Source organism: Microbulbifer mixtoriginis (SeqCode) (assembly GCF_052467515.1).
In genome coordinates this window covers 2326252-2343620 of the sequence record NZ_CP174314.1, presented here as the reverse complement: position 1 = coordinate 2343620, position 17369 = coordinate 2326252, and the positions used below count along the sequence as shown (strand labels likewise).

General features: G+C 48.7%; 13 protein-coding genes. 1 reads left to right on the top strand and 12 read right to left on the bottom strand.

Going from position 1 to position 17369, the window contains the following annotated elements; genetic code table 11:
- Positions 1-29: 29 nt before the first annotated feature.
- From ACJJIT_RS09955 to ACJJIT_RS09915, 9 genes are all read right to left on the bottom strand, one after another.
- On the bottom strand, positions 30-5156 hold the full coding sequence (locus tag ACJJIT_RS09955; protein ID WP_444900852.1) for an alpha-2-macroglobulin family protein: 5127 nt from the start codon (positions 5154-5156) through the stop codon (positions 30-32).
- 269 nt (positions 5157-5425) lie between these two features.
- A complete protein-coding gene (locus ACJJIT_RS09950; protein WP_444885062.1) occupies positions 5426-5584 on the bottom strand; it encodes a hypothetical protein in 159 nt (52 codons plus the stop codon).
- Positions 5585-6164: 580 nt separating this feature from the next.
- Complete coding sequence (locus tag ACJJIT_RS09945; protein WP_444900851.1) at positions 6165-6623, bottom strand: nuclear transport factor 2 family protein; 459 nt, start codon at positions 6621-6623, stop codon at positions 6165-6167.
- A 47-nt stretch (positions 6624-6670) separates the two neighbouring features.
- Positions 6671-7549, bottom strand: a complete 879-nt coding sequence (locus ACJJIT_RS09940) for a S1 family peptidase (RefSeq protein ID WP_252085797.1) — start codon at positions 7547-7549, stop codon at positions 6671-6673.
- 242 nt (positions 7550-7791) lie between these two features.
- Complete coding sequence (locus ACJJIT_RS09935; protein ID WP_252085798.1) at positions 7792-8109, bottom strand: heavy metal-binding domain-containing protein; 318 nt, start codon at positions 8107-8109, stop codon at positions 7792-7794.
- A gap of 191 nt (positions 8110-8300) precedes the next feature.
- On the bottom strand, positions 8301-9197 hold the full coding sequence (locus tag ACJJIT_RS09930) for an alpha/beta fold hydrolase (protein WP_444900850.1): 897 nt from the start codon (positions 9195-9197) through the stop codon (positions 8301-8303).
- Positions 9198-9286: 89 nt separating this feature from the next.
- Positions 9287-11722 carry an ABC transporter permease gene (locus ACJJIT_RS09925; protein ID WP_444900849.1) on the bottom strand — a complete coding sequence of 812 codons (2436 nt, stop codon included), beginning with the start codon at positions 11720-11722 and terminating at the stop codon, positions 9287-9289.
- Positions 11719-12435: an ABC transporter ATP-binding protein gene (locus ACJJIT_RS09920; protein WP_444900848.1), complete on the bottom strand. Its 717-nt coding sequence runs from the start codon at positions 12433-12435 to the stop codon at positions 11719-11721. Before ACJJIT_RS09920 ends, ACJJIT_RS09925 begins: the two co-directional genes overlap by 4 nt.
- Before the next feature lie 301 nt (positions 12436-12736).
- Positions 12737-13987, bottom strand: coding sequence for an efflux RND transporter periplasmic adaptor subunit (locus ACJJIT_RS09915; RefSeq protein WP_252085802.1), 1251 nt, complete (start codon positions 13985-13987; stop codon positions 12737-12739).
- A gap of 174 nt (positions 13988-14161) precedes the next feature.
- Between ACJJIT_RS09915 and ACJJIT_RS09910 the strand changes: the two genes are divergently transcribed.
- Entirely contained in the window at positions 14162-14389 is a 228-nt protein-coding gene (locus ACJJIT_RS09910; protein WP_444900847.1) for a hypothetical protein, read from the top strand.
- 97 nt (positions 14390-14486) lie between these two features.
- Here the strand turns inward: ACJJIT_RS09910 and trhP are convergent, their stop codons facing one another.
- From trhP to ACJJIT_RS09895, 3 genes are all read right to left on the bottom strand, one after another.
- Positions 14487-15785: a prephenate-dependent tRNA uridine(34) hydroxylase TrhP gene (gene trhP, locus ACJJIT_RS09905; RefSeq protein WP_444900846.1), complete on the bottom strand. Its 1299-nt coding sequence runs from the start codon at positions 15783-15785 to the stop codon at positions 14487-14489.
- A gap of 225 nt (positions 15786-16010) precedes the next feature.
- A complete protein-coding gene (locus ACJJIT_RS09900) occupies positions 16011-16571 on the bottom strand; it encodes a cytochrome P460 family protein (RefSeq protein ID WP_444885056.1) in 561 nt (186 codons plus the stop codon).
- 117 nt (positions 16572-16688) lie between these two features.
- Complete coding sequence (locus ACJJIT_RS09895; protein ID WP_444900845.1) at positions 16689-17306, bottom strand: Crp/Fnr family transcriptional regulator; 618 nt, start codon at positions 17304-17306, stop codon at positions 16689-16691.
- Positions 17307-17369: the final 63 nt, after the last annotated feature.

Here is a 17369-nt window from a genome sequence, read left to right as displayed (position 1 = left end):
CCATCGAGCTATTAGTGTGGCTAACAGTTTCAATGCTTGCCGATTACCTGTACTTGCGCCATTGGGTTCTTGCCAATGGAAAAGCGTTCAGGGTTATACATATCCTCCACAAAGGGAGGTGGTACCTGGTAGTGACCGGGAGTTACTGCTCGGGCGATATAAAAGAGGTTGGTGGGTTTCCACTCAGATTGATCCAAGGCTGCCACAAATCGATCATCGCGGAATTCCATGTGTTGTATATTGTCCTGGTCGTCCTGCCATTGGGCGATACTCTTACCGTCGAATTCAAGCTCATCCACTTTGAGACTATCGGCGAGGTTCTGGTTTTCCAGCTCAAACCCTGCGGGTAGCAGGTCTACTACGAGAAGATCGGGCAGGCGTCGGTCCGCGTCGATTTGCAAGCGCACCAGATAGAGTTCACCTTCACGTACCTGAGTCGGCACCACACTTGAACCGTCTAGTTTGTGGTAGCTGCGCGTGATTTTAACGCCCTTATCCATCACCGCTGTAGGTGCCTGTTTGCTGTAGCCATTAATGGTAATAGCAGCGAAGAGTTTTTCTATTTGGCTGGTTACCTCAAATACCTTTGCAGCTTCACGACCACGGAAGAGAGTATTGTGCGGATTATCATCATTCACTTCCCGTAAACCATCAATGGTTTTTAATAAAGCAGACCAATTTTCACCGCCATTAAGCTGTAACTGAACGCCGGCCATAAATATACTGCCTCGTTCCTGCGTGCTTAGGTACTCCCGTTCACGGAGCAGATTCACCATTTCAAACAGCATCTCTTCGGCTTTGTTGGTAGCCAAATTATGCTCCAGCAATAGGGAGATCATCTGTGCAGTATCGCGCAGGTTAGAGCCATAATCGCCGTAGTAACTAAGGCGCTTGCGCTCAGTGGAAAGGGCTTTTTGTAAGGCCTCTTGAGACAGGGTGTTATCGCCCATGGCCTGGAGAGCAATTGCCATATGTAACTGTGGTAGAGGGGATCGGGTTAAGTCAGCACCGCTTTCGTAAAGGCTGCGCAATTGGCCGAGCGAGATTTTTTGCACACGGGATAGCACATAGGCGGCATAGGAGCGGGCAGCATAAGCGTAAAAGTCAGGGTCACTACTATAGCGCTGTTGATAAAAGCTACCGCGCTCGCGGGCATATTCCTGCAGACGCTTGAGGGTGGACTCCAGGCGTGTGTTATCGAACACAATACCTTGATCACGAGCGCGCAGAAGTAAGTCGGCCACATAAGCGGTGAGCCATTGGTTCTCTGCTGATTCCGCACTCCACAGGCCAAAACCGCCATTGCTTTTTTGCATACTGAAGATACGTTCGATACCTGCATCAATACGTCTCGCACGCTCGATTTCGTCCAGGGGTTCGATGCCCAATTTTTGTTGCTGTAGCGGCGTTGCCATCACCAGTGGATAAACACGGCTGGAAGTTTGCTCCAAGCAGCCATAGGGATAGCGAAGCAAATTTGCTAGGTGGTCCTGAAGTTGCAATTGCGGGCGGCTATCCAGGGATACTAATGTTTGTACCGTGTCCGGCATCAGAGAATCCAGGAAAGCCTTATCCGGGCTGAAACTCTCATCCTGCCCTAGAAGACGGCGTTGGGTGCGCGTAGTGGCGGGCCAGGCTGGGCGAACACCCAGACTCCACCGGCGTTCGATGGCGATATCCTGGCCATCTTCATCTAACGCACCATTTACTGTCAGTTGGAATTCCGCTTCACCAGTGGCGTTTTTGGCAGTAATGGGGAAGCGCAAAGTCTTGCGCTCGCCATCGGCCAGTTCTAACAAGCGCTCCCCCACTTTCATGTCTACTGCACCGACAGATTGCATTTCCACCGTTAGTTTTTGCCTACGGCCACTCAGATTGTTGAGGTCCAGCGCCAGCGTGCTGCTATCCCCGGGAGCCATAAAGCGGGGGAGTGCTGCTTGGGTCACCAATGGGGAGGCTACTGTTAATTCGCCTTCAGTACTGCCGAACCCCTCTTTACTAAATGTCACCGCCATTAGGCGCAGGCTGCCATTGAATTCTGGCAGTTGAAGGGAAACTTTCGCTTTGCCTTGCTGATCGAATTTCACTGGCCCGGAAAATAGCGAAACGATCTGCACATCGGAGTTAGGCTCTTCTCCACCACGCGCCAGTTCAGCATCTCCACCGAAGCGTTGCTCCAACAGCTTGCCATTACTAGACTCAATAATTCGGTGATAGATATCGCGGACATCGACACCATAGCGGCGCTGGCCGAAAAAGGCTTCAAAGGGATCTGGTGTTTCGAAGCGGGTGATATTGAGTACGCCCACATCTACTGCTGCCAAGGTGGTCCAGGCTGTGCCGCCACTTTTGCTGATGGAATCCAGGTCCGTGATTACGGTGACTTCTATCTCTGAGCCGGGCAGGGCGCGTGCCGGGGCTTCCAGGCGCACAGGCAAGCGTCGGGCTTCCCGGTCCAGTGGCAAATGAGCCAGTCCGAAAGCGCGATTAGGGGCGATACGCTCATTCTTATCGGCCGGGCGCAGAGCGGTTACGGAAATATAGGTATCGTGACTGTCCCAGTCTGCTGAAATGGGAATTTCAACTTTGGTGCCCGATTTCTCTATCGATACACGCTCGGACCACAGCAATCGATCGCTCTCTACCAATACCAGCGCTTCACCGTCTGCCGGTGGCACTATAGTGAGTTGTGCTAAATCTCCAGGTGAGTATTTGGGTTTATCTAAAGATAAAGCCACGGTATCCGGGCGGGCCGCCTGGCCTTTCGCTACTTGGTCCTTACGCCACCAGTAATACCAGTCGCGCCCAGCATGGAAGCGCAGGCTGCTGGTGGCTCCGCTATTAGTATCGGTAATTTCCAAACGGTAGTGGCCATATTCCACAGGCACCGTGAGTTTCAGGGGAGTCTCTTCATTAAATTGCAGTTGGCGGCTGAAAGATTCGAACTCGGCAGTGGAGTATTCATAGTGCCAACCCTGGCTAGCGGAGTACTCCCAAAAATATTGGCGATCCTCTGAGATTAATACCGCACTGAGATTGCGGCCTGTGACCGGTTCACCTAGTGCATCGGCTACAACAATTTCGAATTCCGGTCGGCTATTGGCCGAGGGATTCTCCTTGCCAAAGTTAGGGCGAATGCCGACTACTGGATGCTCGGGCCAAACCAGAACGGGATGTTGCCGAGTTACGGGGCGGCCGCCGGACTCGAACAGGCTCGAAACCAGATTAATTTTCAGCGGGCTCTTCGCGTGATTCCAACGGGATCGCAGCGGTAATTTGCCAAGCCCTTCAGCATCCAGCTCAATGGTGGACGCATTAAACTGGCGCGCGGGCAATCGCTCAGTGGCGTCCCCAAACAAAAACCCTTCCCATTGAGGGAAGGGTTCCCGGTAGTGGCTGACTTGTACCAGAGTTTCCAAGCGGTTGTTGGCGGCCGGAGCACCGTACAGATAGCTACCTTCAACTTCCAGTTCCAAGGCTTTATCGTGCCCCTGAACCAGGCTGCGCTCTTCACCATCCTGTAATACCAGCTTCATACGTTCCGGTAGAAACTCCTCCACCTTGAATGGGTAGCGCACTTTGCGTCCATCGGCCAATTCGACTTCCAGGCGCCAGTCACCCGTCGGAGCATTTTGAGGTAGGGGAAGCAGCTTCTCGTAGTATCCCGGCGCGCTGGCGTGCCAAGTGAAAGTACGGGCACTGGTGTTATCGGGTTTAATCAAGTCCGCCTTGATCGGTAAGTCTTTTAAATAGCGCCCGTCGTAATTGCGTAGCAGGCCGCTAACTTTTATGGACTCTGTGGGACGGTACAAATCCCGGGGACCGTACATAAAGAATTCCATCGGCCGGGAAGGGCGTTGGCCTAATTGAAAGTCGGACAGGTCCAGCGCCGGTTCGCGCAAGTCCAGCAGAGAGAAATGGCCGGTATCCGGGTCTTTCGCAACAAAAAAGCGCTGAGAGTTTTCCTGCTCCTGGCTGAGCAGAAAACGAACATGTCCCTCTTCAGAGGTGCCGTCTTGCTGGATCAACCCACCTTTATTATCCAATAACTCCACCTGGATGCCTTCCAGAGACTCTCCTTTATCCAGCGAGGAAACATAGAGGTCAATGCTTTCCGGATAGTAACGGGCATGTAAGCCCAAGTTGGAAATAGAAAAGTGGGTGACATCGAAAAGATTGGTGTTGTACACACCGGCTGGCTGCATGACAGCAACATAAATGCCTGGCAGCTTTAATGGTTCAATATGGCCTATGGAGAGATCGAAGTCTCGCTGAACATATTTTTCTTGGGTTAGATCAAAATGTGCACTGTAGACTAACTCAGCAACATTGTTCAGTGCCCTTAACTGGTAGTAGTACTTCAGAGACTGATTGTTGACCAGACTAAGGAAGGCGGAATAGTGTTCAGGCTTCACTCTGTGAAAATGGATTTGCACCGCTTCAATGCTGACGGCAGTCACTGGTAAGCCAGGTGTTACCGTAACTGGAAATATACTGCCGTTACTGGAGAAGCTGATACTGGGTTCGATACGCCGGGTGTGAACTGTTTCCTTCTTTAACTTTCGTAACTCGAATCCATCCTTACTGGGCAGGCCGGGGTGTATCGCTACACTGTAGCGTGTATTCGGCTCGATGTTGGTGAAGTAAAGGATCTTCTGGTTGTCAGATAAAACCCAGCCCCCATCGACATCTTCACCATTTTCCTGGGTGAGGGTTAGGTAAGAACCAAAATGGGCATTCCCCAGCAGTGGCTCAGAAAAGATCACCGCAATAGCTCGCGCATCTTTGTAGACCCGCTCACCTATATGGAGCACCGTAAGAGCACTTTCCGTTGAATCCGCAACCAGCGGCATCGTGTCGTTGTTGGAAGTAGCAGCCTGCGAAGGAGCTTCTTCACTGGACTTGCTTAGGGGTTTGGTATCGGAAGTTGTTGATCCAGTCTCACTACTAGCCTCTTTAACACTAGCCTTTGGGGCAGAGACTAATGGGGGTGTTTCTTCCTTTGAATTTTCATCACCGCTTTTGAGTGCCCCATGGGTAGATGCCTTTTCAGTAGAGGGCTCGCTCAGCTTTTCTGGCTTCTCAGGCGTGCAGGCTATAGCAACAAGACAGAGAAGAATGACCGCAATCCAACGCGGTAAGCGGTGAGGGAACATGGATATTTCCTAGTTGGTAAAGAAAGTGGCGGACAATTTAGTTGGTCTTGAACGTTGTCTCAAGCTTTCGTATTGCTCAATGTGAGTTAGTAAGGGTATTGAGCTTGGTAATGAGTATTAGCGAAGGTTGGATAAGGAGCCAAGGAGATATCGGCAATAGGAGAATATGGTTCGTTATTGCTAAAAGAAGTCGCGCAAGTAGGGCCGCTTAGGTTCGACTAAACTGCCAACACGTCTTTGACTAGGTAGAAATAACAAGATACTAATTATTAGGCTGACTTTCTCTTGCGTTTGAACAGTTTTACCCAAAAGATCCCCTCAAAAACAACACCCAAAGCGAGAAAAAAGGCCCCGCCAACAGGCACACCAAATACATAGCAGGCAATGGCTGCTAGTAAGAATAGTAGGGCGACGGTGATCCTCTTCAATTTGGTGCTCCTTTTTGTTTTGTGTGTGGGCACAGGCTCAAGCTTGGCACACTTCAAAGACTATACTGAATGCCAGACCGAAACCCAACATAAATAATGCTTAGGCATAGAACTACAGAGCAGAATGCTAAAGGTAGATAGAGTTTGTAAGAACCATGTTTGATTCTATTAACCGTGGCCAATAAGAATGAGCCTAAGGCCAGGAGAGTCGATAGACACAGCGCCATGAAGATGACTCGAACTTCTGTAATACCGCCATTGCCAGCAACTAAAGTCGGTTCTGGATAAATTAGGTTACTCTGCCCGACAGATACCATAGCTGAAACACTTCTGGCTAGAAACAACTCGTTACCATCTAGGCCTAGCCAGTATTCCATAGTGGCAATAAGAATTGATATTGAGCTTGCTATAAGGCAAAGACAGATTTTTGAAACAGTCATCATTTTTTATGGTATTCGCTGCAACTTTTTCTAGCACTTAGCCTGTTAAACTTATGGGGATATTTTTTTATAAATAAGAACTTCTTAAGAAATAGTATCTATTTGTGTGGGAAGCCCACAAGGTATTTTTAATATCTAGTTCATTTCTTGTTAATATGTCTTTTCGTGTCATGGTACTGCCAGAGAACGTTAATGATTTTCCAGTTATTTTTATCATTCTTATATAAGTGCATATAATCAATCCAATCATCGACTGTAAGCTTTACCGAGGCTACCCGGTTATCAATATCAAGTATGTTGATGTCAACCCTGGGGGACTCTGTAAATTTATCGCCTTCCTTATTGTAGTTTTCGGCCAACCAAACCATGGTTTCATAGTCTGTCTCCATGATGAATTCTGAGCCGTCTTTGGATTTCCAGTAGGTTCGCTTGGCTAGTTTCGTATCTAAACCTCTTTCCATTAGGCTTGGTTCAACTTTTTGTTGTGATTCAATGTAATCGAGTACGGCTCTGCGTATTTTGGTGTTGTCCTCAGCGGAATTGGCATATACATATGAATTTAAAAAAGTTAACAGGATTAAAGGTATTAATTTGTACATCATATTTCCTTGGATAACTCTTGTTGTGGGGTTTGTAGAATAACGGTTTATTGGTTAGTTGATGAGCTATCAGATTCTGCTTTGACAGATTGCTGAGTAGATGAATCATTAGAAATCATTGCGTCAATCCAGCTTGCATAATGACTTAAGCGAATGGAATAGGAAGTCTGGCCATAGGTGCCAGGGCGGAAGGTTCGTATATCAACGTTTTCCGCGTGCTTCCAGGATGTGAGTCCTGCGAGTAACCACTGGCCATCAATTTCAATTAGTACTGGGCCGCCACTATCGCCATTTGTAGACATACCTTCAAGTGGCAACGCATTTGGGGCCTGATCAAAGTCATAGCCAAGCCAACGATTTTGAGTTGATGAGATAATGTTAAATGCTCTGCGGAGTTCTGTTCGATTGGGGCCTTTGGGGTCATGGCCGAGGTCAGCTGTACCCGTTGCTCCTTTTCCGATCAGCTTTACTATTTTTCCTTGCTCATCACTTTCACGGTAAATTCCTACCGGATTAACACCAATGATAGGCTGAGAGAGTTTAATTAAGGCAATATCATCGGATGTGGCCAATAATGCTTCAATTTCACTGGCATCTCCCGTTTCTAGTGCCTCATCAATCATTCTTTGAGGTATTTTCTTGTAGCCGGGGTGTATCACCAGCTTATCGATCCTTCTGGAAGTGCCTTTAATGGTGACCTCTTCAATACAGTGTTGCCAAGTAACGGCATGCGCAGCTGTAGCAATCCACTCTGGGGAGATAAGTACACCGTGTCCTTCTCCCGGTAAATCTACAAGTGCGGGGAGTTCAGAGGCATCTATACGGTATCTTGAGTCACTCACATCATCGCGAATGGTTATTGCTATTACCACAGGTGTTAATACTAATTGGAAGGAAAGAAAAAGATATTGAATTGTGCGTATCATGAGCGATCTTTCTGTAAGTTATTGGTTATATAGATCATTGATGTCTGAAAAATTAGATCTGACGTAGAGGCCTTGGCCTAGTTGCCACTAGTGAATCCTATCGCCAGATATTGTGCTGTAAATTAGAGGCTCCATTGAATTTAATTTCAGAACCTCGTATCCCTGAATTGAAGCTAACTAGCAGTAAAAGCTATATTTTACGGAATCTTTCAAAATAGGCACTAATTGTTGGTTAGGGGATATCACTTCCTTAGTTTGACGGCAGTCCCAAAGACCATCATTTCACAAGACCCTTCCATAATGGCACTTGTTGAAAATCGGATACCTACTACGGCATCGGCTCCTTTCTGCTGGGCACTATCAATCAACCGTTGAAGGGCCTTATTTCTGGCTTCGGATAGCATTTCTGTATAGCCTCTTATCTCACCGCCAACGATACTCTTTAAGCCCGCCATAACATCACGACCAATATGCTTGGATTGAACAACGTTACCGGTAACCACTCCGAGTATCTCTTTAATTTCATATCCTGGTACGGTTTCAGTGGTTGAGTAGATCATGATACATTTCTTAATGTTGCTTGGTATGGTTCTTACTATGATTGCATGGGACATGCCTTGAAAAGAAGAAAGTATTACATTTTGATGAAACTAAAAATACGCCTTATTATTGGTGATGCTTGGAATTAGACTGGGATTTTGACACCCAGCTTCTTGCCATCATGATCGCAATAGAGAACTATCTAAGATATTCAAGAAAGCATTAAATGCTCTTTTTTCTCCGCCTCTACGAAATTTAAGTACGCACTTACCACATGATCAGGCGCCTCCCAATGCGGATAGTGCCCAATCTTTCCCAGCTCAATAATGTCTGCTGCCCGATCTATCAATTGACGAAATCGATCCACCATATGCTTCCCTGAAACTGGATCCAATGAGCCATTGATTAGCAGTAGGGGGCCAGGGTATAGGTTTAGCGCGTCGATCCAACGCTGACGATGTTTGCGCCTGTCGTACATGTAGGTGATCAGTTTATAGAGGAGCCGGTTGCCATTCTTATATTGGAGAATTTGCCACAAGTCTCGCAATTCTCTGTCGGAGGGTTTTGTCTCTGGTCCGAAAATGGCACTGAAGCTGCGGCAAAACTGCTGGTAGCGCATTAGTTTATTGATTAGAGAGCCAATAGGAGAAAGCAGGAGTTTCTGCACGAGGCGAGCTTGATGAGTTTCTGGGAATAGACCGCCATTCAGCAGGCATACCGAGATATACCCTGTAGTGCCGCCGTTGTTGGCTCTGGCGAGTAACTCCTGTGCTACGGAATCCCCATAGTCATGGGCCAACAGGTGGACTTTGTTGATGTTTAAATATTGTAGAAGAGCTTCATGTAAATCAGCTTGCTGGTGGATACTGTAGTTATGTTGTTTGGGTTTGTCTGAATAGCCAAAGCCCAGCATATCCATAGCAATACAGCGATAGTGCTCTGTCAGTTGGGTCCATACCTTTTGCCAGTCATAACTACTGGTTGGAAAACCGTGAATCAAAAGCAGTACTGGTTTATGTCGACAGCTTGGGTTGCTATCGACATAGAAGAGTTGGTGGTTTTGATAATCAAATATTTTTCCATTTGATAACCATTGCTGAGGTTGCATTGGCTGCTCCATTTCTTATTGTTGTACTTGCTGTAAAGATTGCACGATGAGCGCGCAACCTCAAGCAGCGGCTATCAGATGGAAAGTATTTATCTTGTTCCTTGCAATGCGTAAATCGCGGGCTTGTTGATTATTTTCCATACAGAAAGCAGGGTAACCGAGGCGGTCAGGCCGATAATAAGCAGTGGTGGCAGCAGCCAGCCCCAGAGGCTGGTTTCAATGCTGAACTCGCTTTGCTCAAGCCAAAGTGCCAGTGGGACCACTACCAAAGTCGTTACAGCGATACCGATAACTACGGGAATCAGGCTATCGATCAGGGTGTGATAGAAAATCGTCGCTGGGCGGGCGCCGATTGCCATGCGCACGCCAAGCTCAGTGCGCCGCAGTTGTACACTGTAACTGAGCACTCCAAAGATACCGATGGCAGCGAGGCTGAGTGCCAGTAATGTTAGGGCGGTGGTTACCCAAACTGAGACTCGGTCATTGCTTAGGAGTAGGTCTCGCGCCTGCTCCAGGGAGAATAGCTCGGAAACTTTGTACTGCCTGTTTACGTGGGCAAATTCCCAATTGATTTCTGTGGTGCTGAGCGGTTGGTGAGGCTTATGTCTGAGTACGAGTAGGGGATAGCTCACGTTGATACCGCGCACAAATAAGCGGGCGGGTTCCTTTTTGCCTGGCAGGCTTGCGTTACGCACTACACCGACTACTTGATAGGGCAAATCACCTCGCCAGTAGTAGCGCTTGCCTAATACTTCTCCATCGGGTTCCAGCTGCTGGGCCAGGGTTTCGTTAACGAGCATCATGCGATTGTTATCGGAAAACTCAGCCGCATTGATATGGCGGCCAGCTACCAGTGGCATACGCAAAATGGAAAGGTAGTTTTCGTCGACTACTGTGGTCTTGGCCATCACCGGGTTTTGTCGGCTGGCATCATGACTCAGGGAGGTGGTCCAGAGTGGCCGGCTGATAGAGATAGGGGTGTTTAAGCTCAGGCTGGCATTTTGTACTTTAGGGTGCTCCAGCAACCTCTGCCTGATGGCCTTTAGGTAACTCTCCCGTTCGGTAGTGGGGGCGCTCCTAAGATTGCCGATATTCAGAGTCATCACTTGAACGTTGTCCAAGGGGAAGCCAAAGGGCTGGTTAATCAGTCGGTTAGCTTGCAGGAAAATCTGTAAGCTGGCGATGATAAGCAAACTGGTCATTGCCACTTGGCTGCTGATGAGGACTTTGCGGATCAGTGGTGAAATTTGTACACCGGATCCTTTGCCGCTGCTCTGCAACATTTGATTCAGTGCGCGGTAATTAACCTGGCGACTGACTATGGCTGAAAAGAATAGGGCGAGCAGTAAGGCACACAACAGTGCGAAAACCAGTGTCTGCCAGTTTAAGGTGAGCTCTTGAATGCGAGGAATTTGTTCCGTAGCCATCACCTTTAATACTTCCGTCGATCCCAGGGCTAAAAGTAGAGAAAGTAATGCTGCCCCTAACATTAGTAGGCCGATTTCACACAGCAGGGCCAAAAAGATATGTTTTTTGTGTGCGCCCAACGCGACCTGTATCGCCATATTGCGTTGTTGTTTGGCAGCGCGAGAAAGAATCAGATTGGTAACATTGGCGCAGGCAATTAACAGGAGCACCAGTGTACCGCCCATAACCATTAGGGTTCGTGTGGCGCTGTCGCCAAGTATTTTATTAGCGAAGGGGGTGAGTCGGTATTCAACGGACCTCTCTACCGAAGAGGATCTTCCCGCTAGGGCAGCTTGATACTGGGCATCCATTAATGTGCTCAATTCATGCCCTGCGCTGGTGGGGTCAATGCCCGGCTTCAACTTCCCTGTGAGCATGCGGAAAGGCAAGAAGCCTCTCCAATTATTTCTGCGCTCTACTTGTGTATCGTTAAAGTCCCAGGGTAGCCAGACCGCCGTTTGTCGGCCCTGTTTATAGATCTGGGGTTCAATGAAGTCTTTGGCAGTGACGCCGACAATGCGAAAGTCCACCTCCCCAAATTGCAGGCTTTGCTCCAAGACATTTGGGTTGCGCCGGAACATCTGCTCCCAGGTTTGATAGCTGATAACCGCCACAGGGACTCGGTTGTCGAGCCCTTCATCGGCATTAAATTGTCTGCCCAGGGCCAGGGGTGCTCCAGCCAGCTGGAGATATTCTGGAGAGACATAGGAAACATTAACCCGTGGTGATCCGGATAAATTGCGGACCACATCTTCCCAGAAGTACACCAGGGCGCTGGACTCGAAGAAACTGTCGTTTTTATAGATTTCAACCAGGGCGGGGTATTGGCTGTTGTTTTCCAGCCGCAGCTGCTTGTTCTGGTAGAGATTACCATTCACGACATACAGCCGATCTTCGTCCGGGTAGGGTAGGGGTGCGGCTAACAGTTGGTAATTGAGGTTAAATAGTGTTACCAGGGCGCCGAGGGTGATACCCAGGGTTAAAATAATAGTGGTGGCGTAGCTCCGCGCCCGATTGAGGGACTGGAGGGCAATGGACAGGTCCTTTGTGGTGATCATAGGGCCATCTCATGGGGCTCTTTTATGGGCTGCGGCGTTGAGATTTTTCCATCCAGCAGATGCAATTGGCGGCTGGCCATGTCAGCGTAACGAGGATCATGGGTCACCATACACAGGGTGGTCCCTTCATTGTTGAGCTGCCGCAGCATTTCCATTACCGCATCGCCATTGTGGGAATCCAGGTTGCCGGTGGGCTCGTCCACCAGTAGCAGGGATGGATTGCCAACTAGCGCCCGGGCTATGGCGATTCGCTGCTGTTGGCCACCCGATAACTGATTAGGTTTGTGAGAGGCCCGGTGACTCATCCCCACCTTCTCCAGGCAGTGTTTCACTTTTTTGTCGGCTTCAGACTTGGGAATGGGATTGCGTCGGTATCGCAGGGGCAGGGCGATATTGTCGTAGACAGAGAGTTCGTCAATCAGGTTAAAGGACTGGAAGATAAAGCCTACTTTCTCGTTACGAATTGTCGCCGCCTCACTTAGCGTCAATTGAGCGACTTCAGTGCCTTCAATCTGGTAGCTGCCACTGGTGGGGAGGTCCAGCAGGCCGAGAATCGAGAGAAGTGTGGATTTACCGCAACCCGAGGGGCCGCAGATAGAAACAAATTCCCCCGAGTAAATACTCAGGTCAACGCCCCGCAGGGCGTGAGTTTCCATTTCTTCGGTGCTGAACACCTTAGTGATCCCGGCCATATGAAGGATTGGCTTGGACATAGCGAACTCCCTGTTCTTGCTTTGGGGAGGCTCTGAATAACTCCGTGATGCCTCTGGCTTGCAGAGCGGTTCACAATCAAGGCGCGGCTTCGCAGGAATGTCTGGACCTTTCAAGAAGTCGCAACGCGGAGTGTGAATCGCTCTGCAAGCCCCGAAGGGCGGGTCTTGAAGGCCGCATCTGCTGCGTTGCAGCTCTTGCAAAGGGCTACGGCCATTCGCGGCGAGCTGCGCCTAACATCTACAGTCTTCAAGACCCGCAGAGGTATTACGGAGTTATTCAGAGGCTCCCTAGTTTCAGGCTTTAGTCAACAATCTGGATATGCTCAGCTTCATTAAAATTGGCTATATCCGAGAGGATGATGCGGTCCGCTTCATTGAGGCCTTGGGTGATCTGGATATATCGACCTGACTCCTCGCCGAAGCTGATGGGTTGGAGTGCCGCTTCCTCCCCGTTTTCGTTAATCAGGAAGAGATTGGCCTCACTGTGCCTCTGCACATTGATAGGTCTCTCGACGAACAGTGTATCTTCCATAGTGGCGGTGAAGATCCGGGCATCGACGTTGAGTTGTGGCCTGGCAGACTCTGGGGCGCCTGCGCTAAAAGCAATTTCCACTTCAATATTGCCGTCCCGAACCTCAGGAGTAATACGGGTAACCACACCTTCGACTTTTTCCCTGCGGGTATCAATTTCAGCGGGCTGGCCAACCTCCAGTTGCTCTGCTTTGGATTGTGGGACTTGAACCAAGGCGAGTAGATCTGTCTCGCTGCCGATCAGCGCCAGCTCCTGGCCGGGATCGACACCTTGCCCCAGCTCTACCGGTAGTCGTTGCAGTATGCCGTCCAGGCCGGCGCGTACGGTCAGTCGGTCTGCACGTTGCTGGATACTCTGCAGTTGGGTCTGGGCTTGGTTGATTTGCTCGCGCTGGATTAACTCTGATTCGACGGCGACTTTGCGCAGGTGGTTGATACGCTGTTTTTGCAGGTCCACACGTTTTTTCATCTGTTCCTGGCGTAAGACGGTGGTTTGATAGGTGAGCTGGGAAACCACTCCACTTTTTACCAGCTCGTCCTCAGCTTCGCGACGCAACTTGATCACTTGGTAATTGGAGTTCAGTTCCGCGAGTATGGCTTCCTCCGCGAGAACATCGCGCTGGTTGTTCAGAACAAGCCGGCGCAGATTAGCTTCCTCTTGCTCCAGGGAGGTTTCGGCTGCATCCAGGTCGCGCATTAACTCTGGATTACTCAGCTGCATAATGATGCTATCACTTTGTACTTCTGCACCGGGACGCAACATGATTTTTTCAACATTCGCTGCGGTTAGTGCGGTAATTAAAGTCTGCTTGTCTGAACGCAGCCTACCGTAGCCATCTACCACAACCTGCAGGTCTCCCCGTTGGACGGTACCTAGCATTAGCTGTTTCCGCTCAACCTTATAGGCGCTGTCAGGAAGTAACAGGAGGGTGCTGGTAAATGCCACAAAAGCAAGAGCAGCACTACCTAGCATTAAAGGGTGCTTAATCAGGGGGCGTTTCTTAGGTTTAATAATATCCATATTGCGGCATTTCCTTGGTTAAGCAATCGTTGCACGCTTTTCTACTGTGAAACCTTGATGCGGGGGCGAGTTAGAGGTGGAAAATCATAACTATTTAAAACGAGTGTATTCCTGTTGGAACTCCGAGGGAGGGCGGGTTTTTATCTTGTAATTAGTACTGTCGAGCATATTTTTGTGATCAAAACTCAGGGCTTTAAAAGGGTTGTAGGTGAGGCTGAAAATGCAGGAAAATTGGTACAAGAACCAGTTGCTTGCGGTGAATGGTGGGGAGATACAGGACGGTTTGAATATTATGAGGTGGCCAGTCACTTGAGAGGTTTAACGATTACCCAATGCATTTTGAGGATAGGTTCACAAGTAAAATTGTGGATATGTAGTGGGAATAAAGGTGTCGTGGCTTAGTGAATCCGGTAGATTGTCTTAACCACTACACCTTTAACAAAATATATTTGCAAAACGGGAGGCTTGATAAGCCTTAGTGCAAATTACAAACCCAGGGTTATCCCAGAGCTTTGACCAATAGCGCCTGTTGAAGCTGATCGTCATCGACTCCTTCTGGTCGAGGTATCTGCACGATATGCCCGGATCCTGGAGCTACATCGATCGCTTTGCCTTCCGTATTCTCCATTTGCTCCAAGGGGAAGAACAAGCTACCGCTGGGATTCATTAACTCCAATTGATCACCGCGTTCAAAGCGATTTTTAACATCAATCGTCAAATACTCAGGACTGCCGTCAATAAGCTCGCCTACGAACTGTTGGCCCGGAGTTGATATCAACCCCTTTTCATATTGCTGGTATTCTGCTGGTGGATGGCGACGGTAGAAACCTTCCGTGTAGCCTCTGTTCGAGAGGGTTTCCAATTCGTCCATCATCTTCATGTCGAAGTCTTTTCCTGCTGCAGCGTCGTCTATGGCGCGACGATAAATCTGAGCAGTACGAGCCACATAATAGTGGGACTTGGTGCGACCTTCGATTTTTAAAGAGTGGACCCCCATTTCCGTGAGGCGCTTGACGTGCTGTACGGCCCGCAGATCTTTGGAGTTCATGATGTAGGTACCGTGCTCATCTTCGTAAGCCGGCATATATTCTCCAGGGCGACCTTCTTCCTGTAGTAAAAAGGCTTGGGAAGTACTGTCACTGGCGGAGGTGGGTTGCTGGATGGGTTTTTGGATAGATTCCTGATTTTGCACATGAATCAATTCGCCAACTTCATTCTCTTTGGCTTCATGGGCTTGGTATTGCCAGCGGCAGGAGTTGGTGCAGGCGCCCTGGTTGGCATCTCTATGGGTCATATAACCGGATAGCAAGCAGCGCCCGGAATAGGCGATACAGAGTGCACCGTGGACAAAGACTTCCAGCTCCATCTCAGGCACTTTCTGGCGAATTTCCTCAATCTCATCCAGGGACAGTTCTCGAGAAAGTATCACCCGAGATAACCCCTGGCGATGCCAGAACTTTACGGTCGCGTAGTTTACCGCATTGGCCTGTACGGATAGGTGGACTGGCAGATCAGGCCAACGCTCCCTTACCATCATTATCAGGCCTGGGTCGGACATAATCAGGGCGTCAGGTCCCATTTCAACAATTTCTTCCAGGTCCCGCAGGTAACTGCGAACTTTATCGTTGTGAGCGGCGATATTGGAAGCGATATAGAACTGTTTTCCTTGCTGGTGTGCTTCTTCTATACCCAGGCGCAGGGTTTCAATATTTTTAAATTCATTATTGCGCACACGCAAGCTGTAGCGGGGCTGGCCTGCATAAACGGCATCGGCACCATAGGCAAACGCATATCGCATATTTTTTAAAGTCCCTGCGGGGGACAGTAACTCAGGTTTAAACACGGAAAAACTCATAGTGGAATAGTCGGACGCGGCCGCATGTTAACGGTATTCAAGATCGCGCTAATTGATATAAATCAATTAGCGCTGGGGTGGGGGTGATAAGCTGATCTGGAGGGAATCTATGCCTGTTACTCTAGCCGAATAAAAGACCTCTAACCTCTAATTTTTGCTGCTTACTTTTTAGTTCTGTAGGACCTGTTGATAGCCTTGTGTATAGACCCAGTCATTATTCTTGGCTGGTAAGTGGCATCCAAAACAGTTGTTAAGCCCGCTGCCCTTCCAGGTTTTGGTTTCACTTTTTGCTACCCCTGGCTTGAATAAAGCCCATCCCCAACCTTCTGCCCAGGCCTCATTCTTGGGAAATCTCCCTTCTGTGTCCTTTACCATCATAAAGGTGAACTGGAGATCAGTAGAGTAGTAAGCCAAGCCTGTGGTTAATGGTTCTGATTTGGTGCTGTTGACATCTTTTACCAGGACTGCGCCATCCGGGAATTTTCCATTTTTGCGAAAGGCTTTAACTGCTTCAGGTTGAGTGTAAACAATGTGAGTATCCCAGCCCTTGCCACTGGATGACTTTACTTGGTAAGAGCCGAGAAATGTCCATTCTTGGCGGTAATCCTTGGGTAATGTGATGTTTCCCTGTGCGTCAACGAAATGACTGAAAGTGGACTTTAGATTCTCTTGGGCTATGGCCTGTAGGCTAAACAGTATTCCCAGTGTTACTAAGCAGATTGTGCGCATAATGCCTCTTCCTATGTTGATTCCATGGAGGTGGGGACTAGGTCTAGCCCTCATTTTTTGGAAGTATAGGGAGGAGAGGGACGATCAACTGTCAGCTAGCTGACACTAAAGCCAAAATTAGCCTTGCGCTAAGCCTTCGAGGGCGCCTTTGTTTAGTAGGCAAATATGTTGGCGTGTGTAATCAATAATGCCTTTGTGTTTCCAGGTGCTAAGTAGTTGGCTAACGGTTTGTCTACTGCCGCCGGCCATAGCCGCTAGCTCAGATTGGGAAAGCTTTACATCTAATTCATGCCCGTGAGCGCAAGGTTGCCCCCGAAAATGAAAGAGTTGGGATAATAAACTTGCCAATCTGACAGCTAGGGGCGCGGTTATATGCTGAAATATACGCTGTTGTAATAAAGACTCTCTGTTGGCTAGATGCTCTATAAGGTCTTGCTGGGTTTGTGACAGTGAATGTAACAGGTTATTGAGATTTTCTGGAAAAGCGACTTCTAGCTCACAACCTATTTTGGCAATTGCTTCTATTTCTTGTGAATTTCCGCCAAGACCTGGGCCAAACCAGGAGCCTGGCCCATACAGGTCTACAAGTCCCCGGTTGCCATTAAAGTCCACTTTATGGATAAGAACATAACCGGCATGTATAAAATAAATATTTCGGGAGGTCACTCCCTGACGAAATAACACTGTTTCTGTGGTACAGCATACTCTTTTTATTTTAGTCGCTATCGTTTGCAATTTAGTGTTTTCTTATTGGAGGTTGGAGTGTATAGACTAATCACAAACCCACTTACCTTTTCA

What these genes read in the sequence shown, in the direction of transcription:
- ACJJIT_RS09945 (WP_444900851.1), bottom strand. Translation starts at nt 6,623, where the DNA reads ATGTACAAATTAATACCTTTAATCCTGTTAACTTTTTTAAATTCATAT.
- ACJJIT_RS09940 (WP_252085797.1), bottom strand. Translation starts at nt 7,549, where the DNA reads ATGATACGCACAATTCAATATCTTTTTCTTTCCTTCCAATTAGTATTA.
- ACJJIT_RS09925 (WP_444900849.1), bottom strand. Translation starts at nt 11,722, where the DNA reads ATGATCACCACAAAGGACCTGTCCATTGCCCTCCAGTCCCTCAATCGG.
- ACJJIT_RS09915 (WP_252085802.1), bottom strand. Translation starts at nt 13,987, where the DNA reads ATGGATATTATTAAACCTAAGAAACGCCCCCTGATTAAGCACCCTTTA.
- ACJJIT_RS09935 (WP_252085798.1), bottom strand. Translation starts at nt 8,109, where the DNA reads ATGATCTACTCAACCACTGAAACCGTACCAGGATATGAAATTAAAGAG.
- ACJJIT_RS09900 (WP_444885056.1), bottom strand. Translation starts at nt 16,571, where the DNA reads ATGCGCACAATCTGCTTAGTAACACTGGGAATACTGTTTAGCCTACAG.
- trhP (WP_444900846.1), bottom strand. Translation starts at nt 15,785, where the DNA reads ATGCGATATGCGTTTGCCTATGGTGCCGATGCCGTTTATGCAGGCCAG.
- ACJJIT_RS09930 (WP_444900850.1), bottom strand. Translation starts at nt 9,197, where the DNA reads ATGCAACCTCAGCAATGGTTATCAAATGGAAAAATATTTGATTATCAA.
- ACJJIT_RS09920 (WP_444900848.1), bottom strand. Translation starts at nt 12,435, where the DNA reads ATGTCCAAGCCAATCCTTCATATGGCCGGGATCACTAAGGTGTTCAGC.
- ACJJIT_RS09955 (WP_444900852.1), bottom strand. Translation starts at nt 5,156, where the DNA reads ATGTTCCCTCACCGCTTACCGCGTTGGATTGCGGTCATTCTTCTCTGT.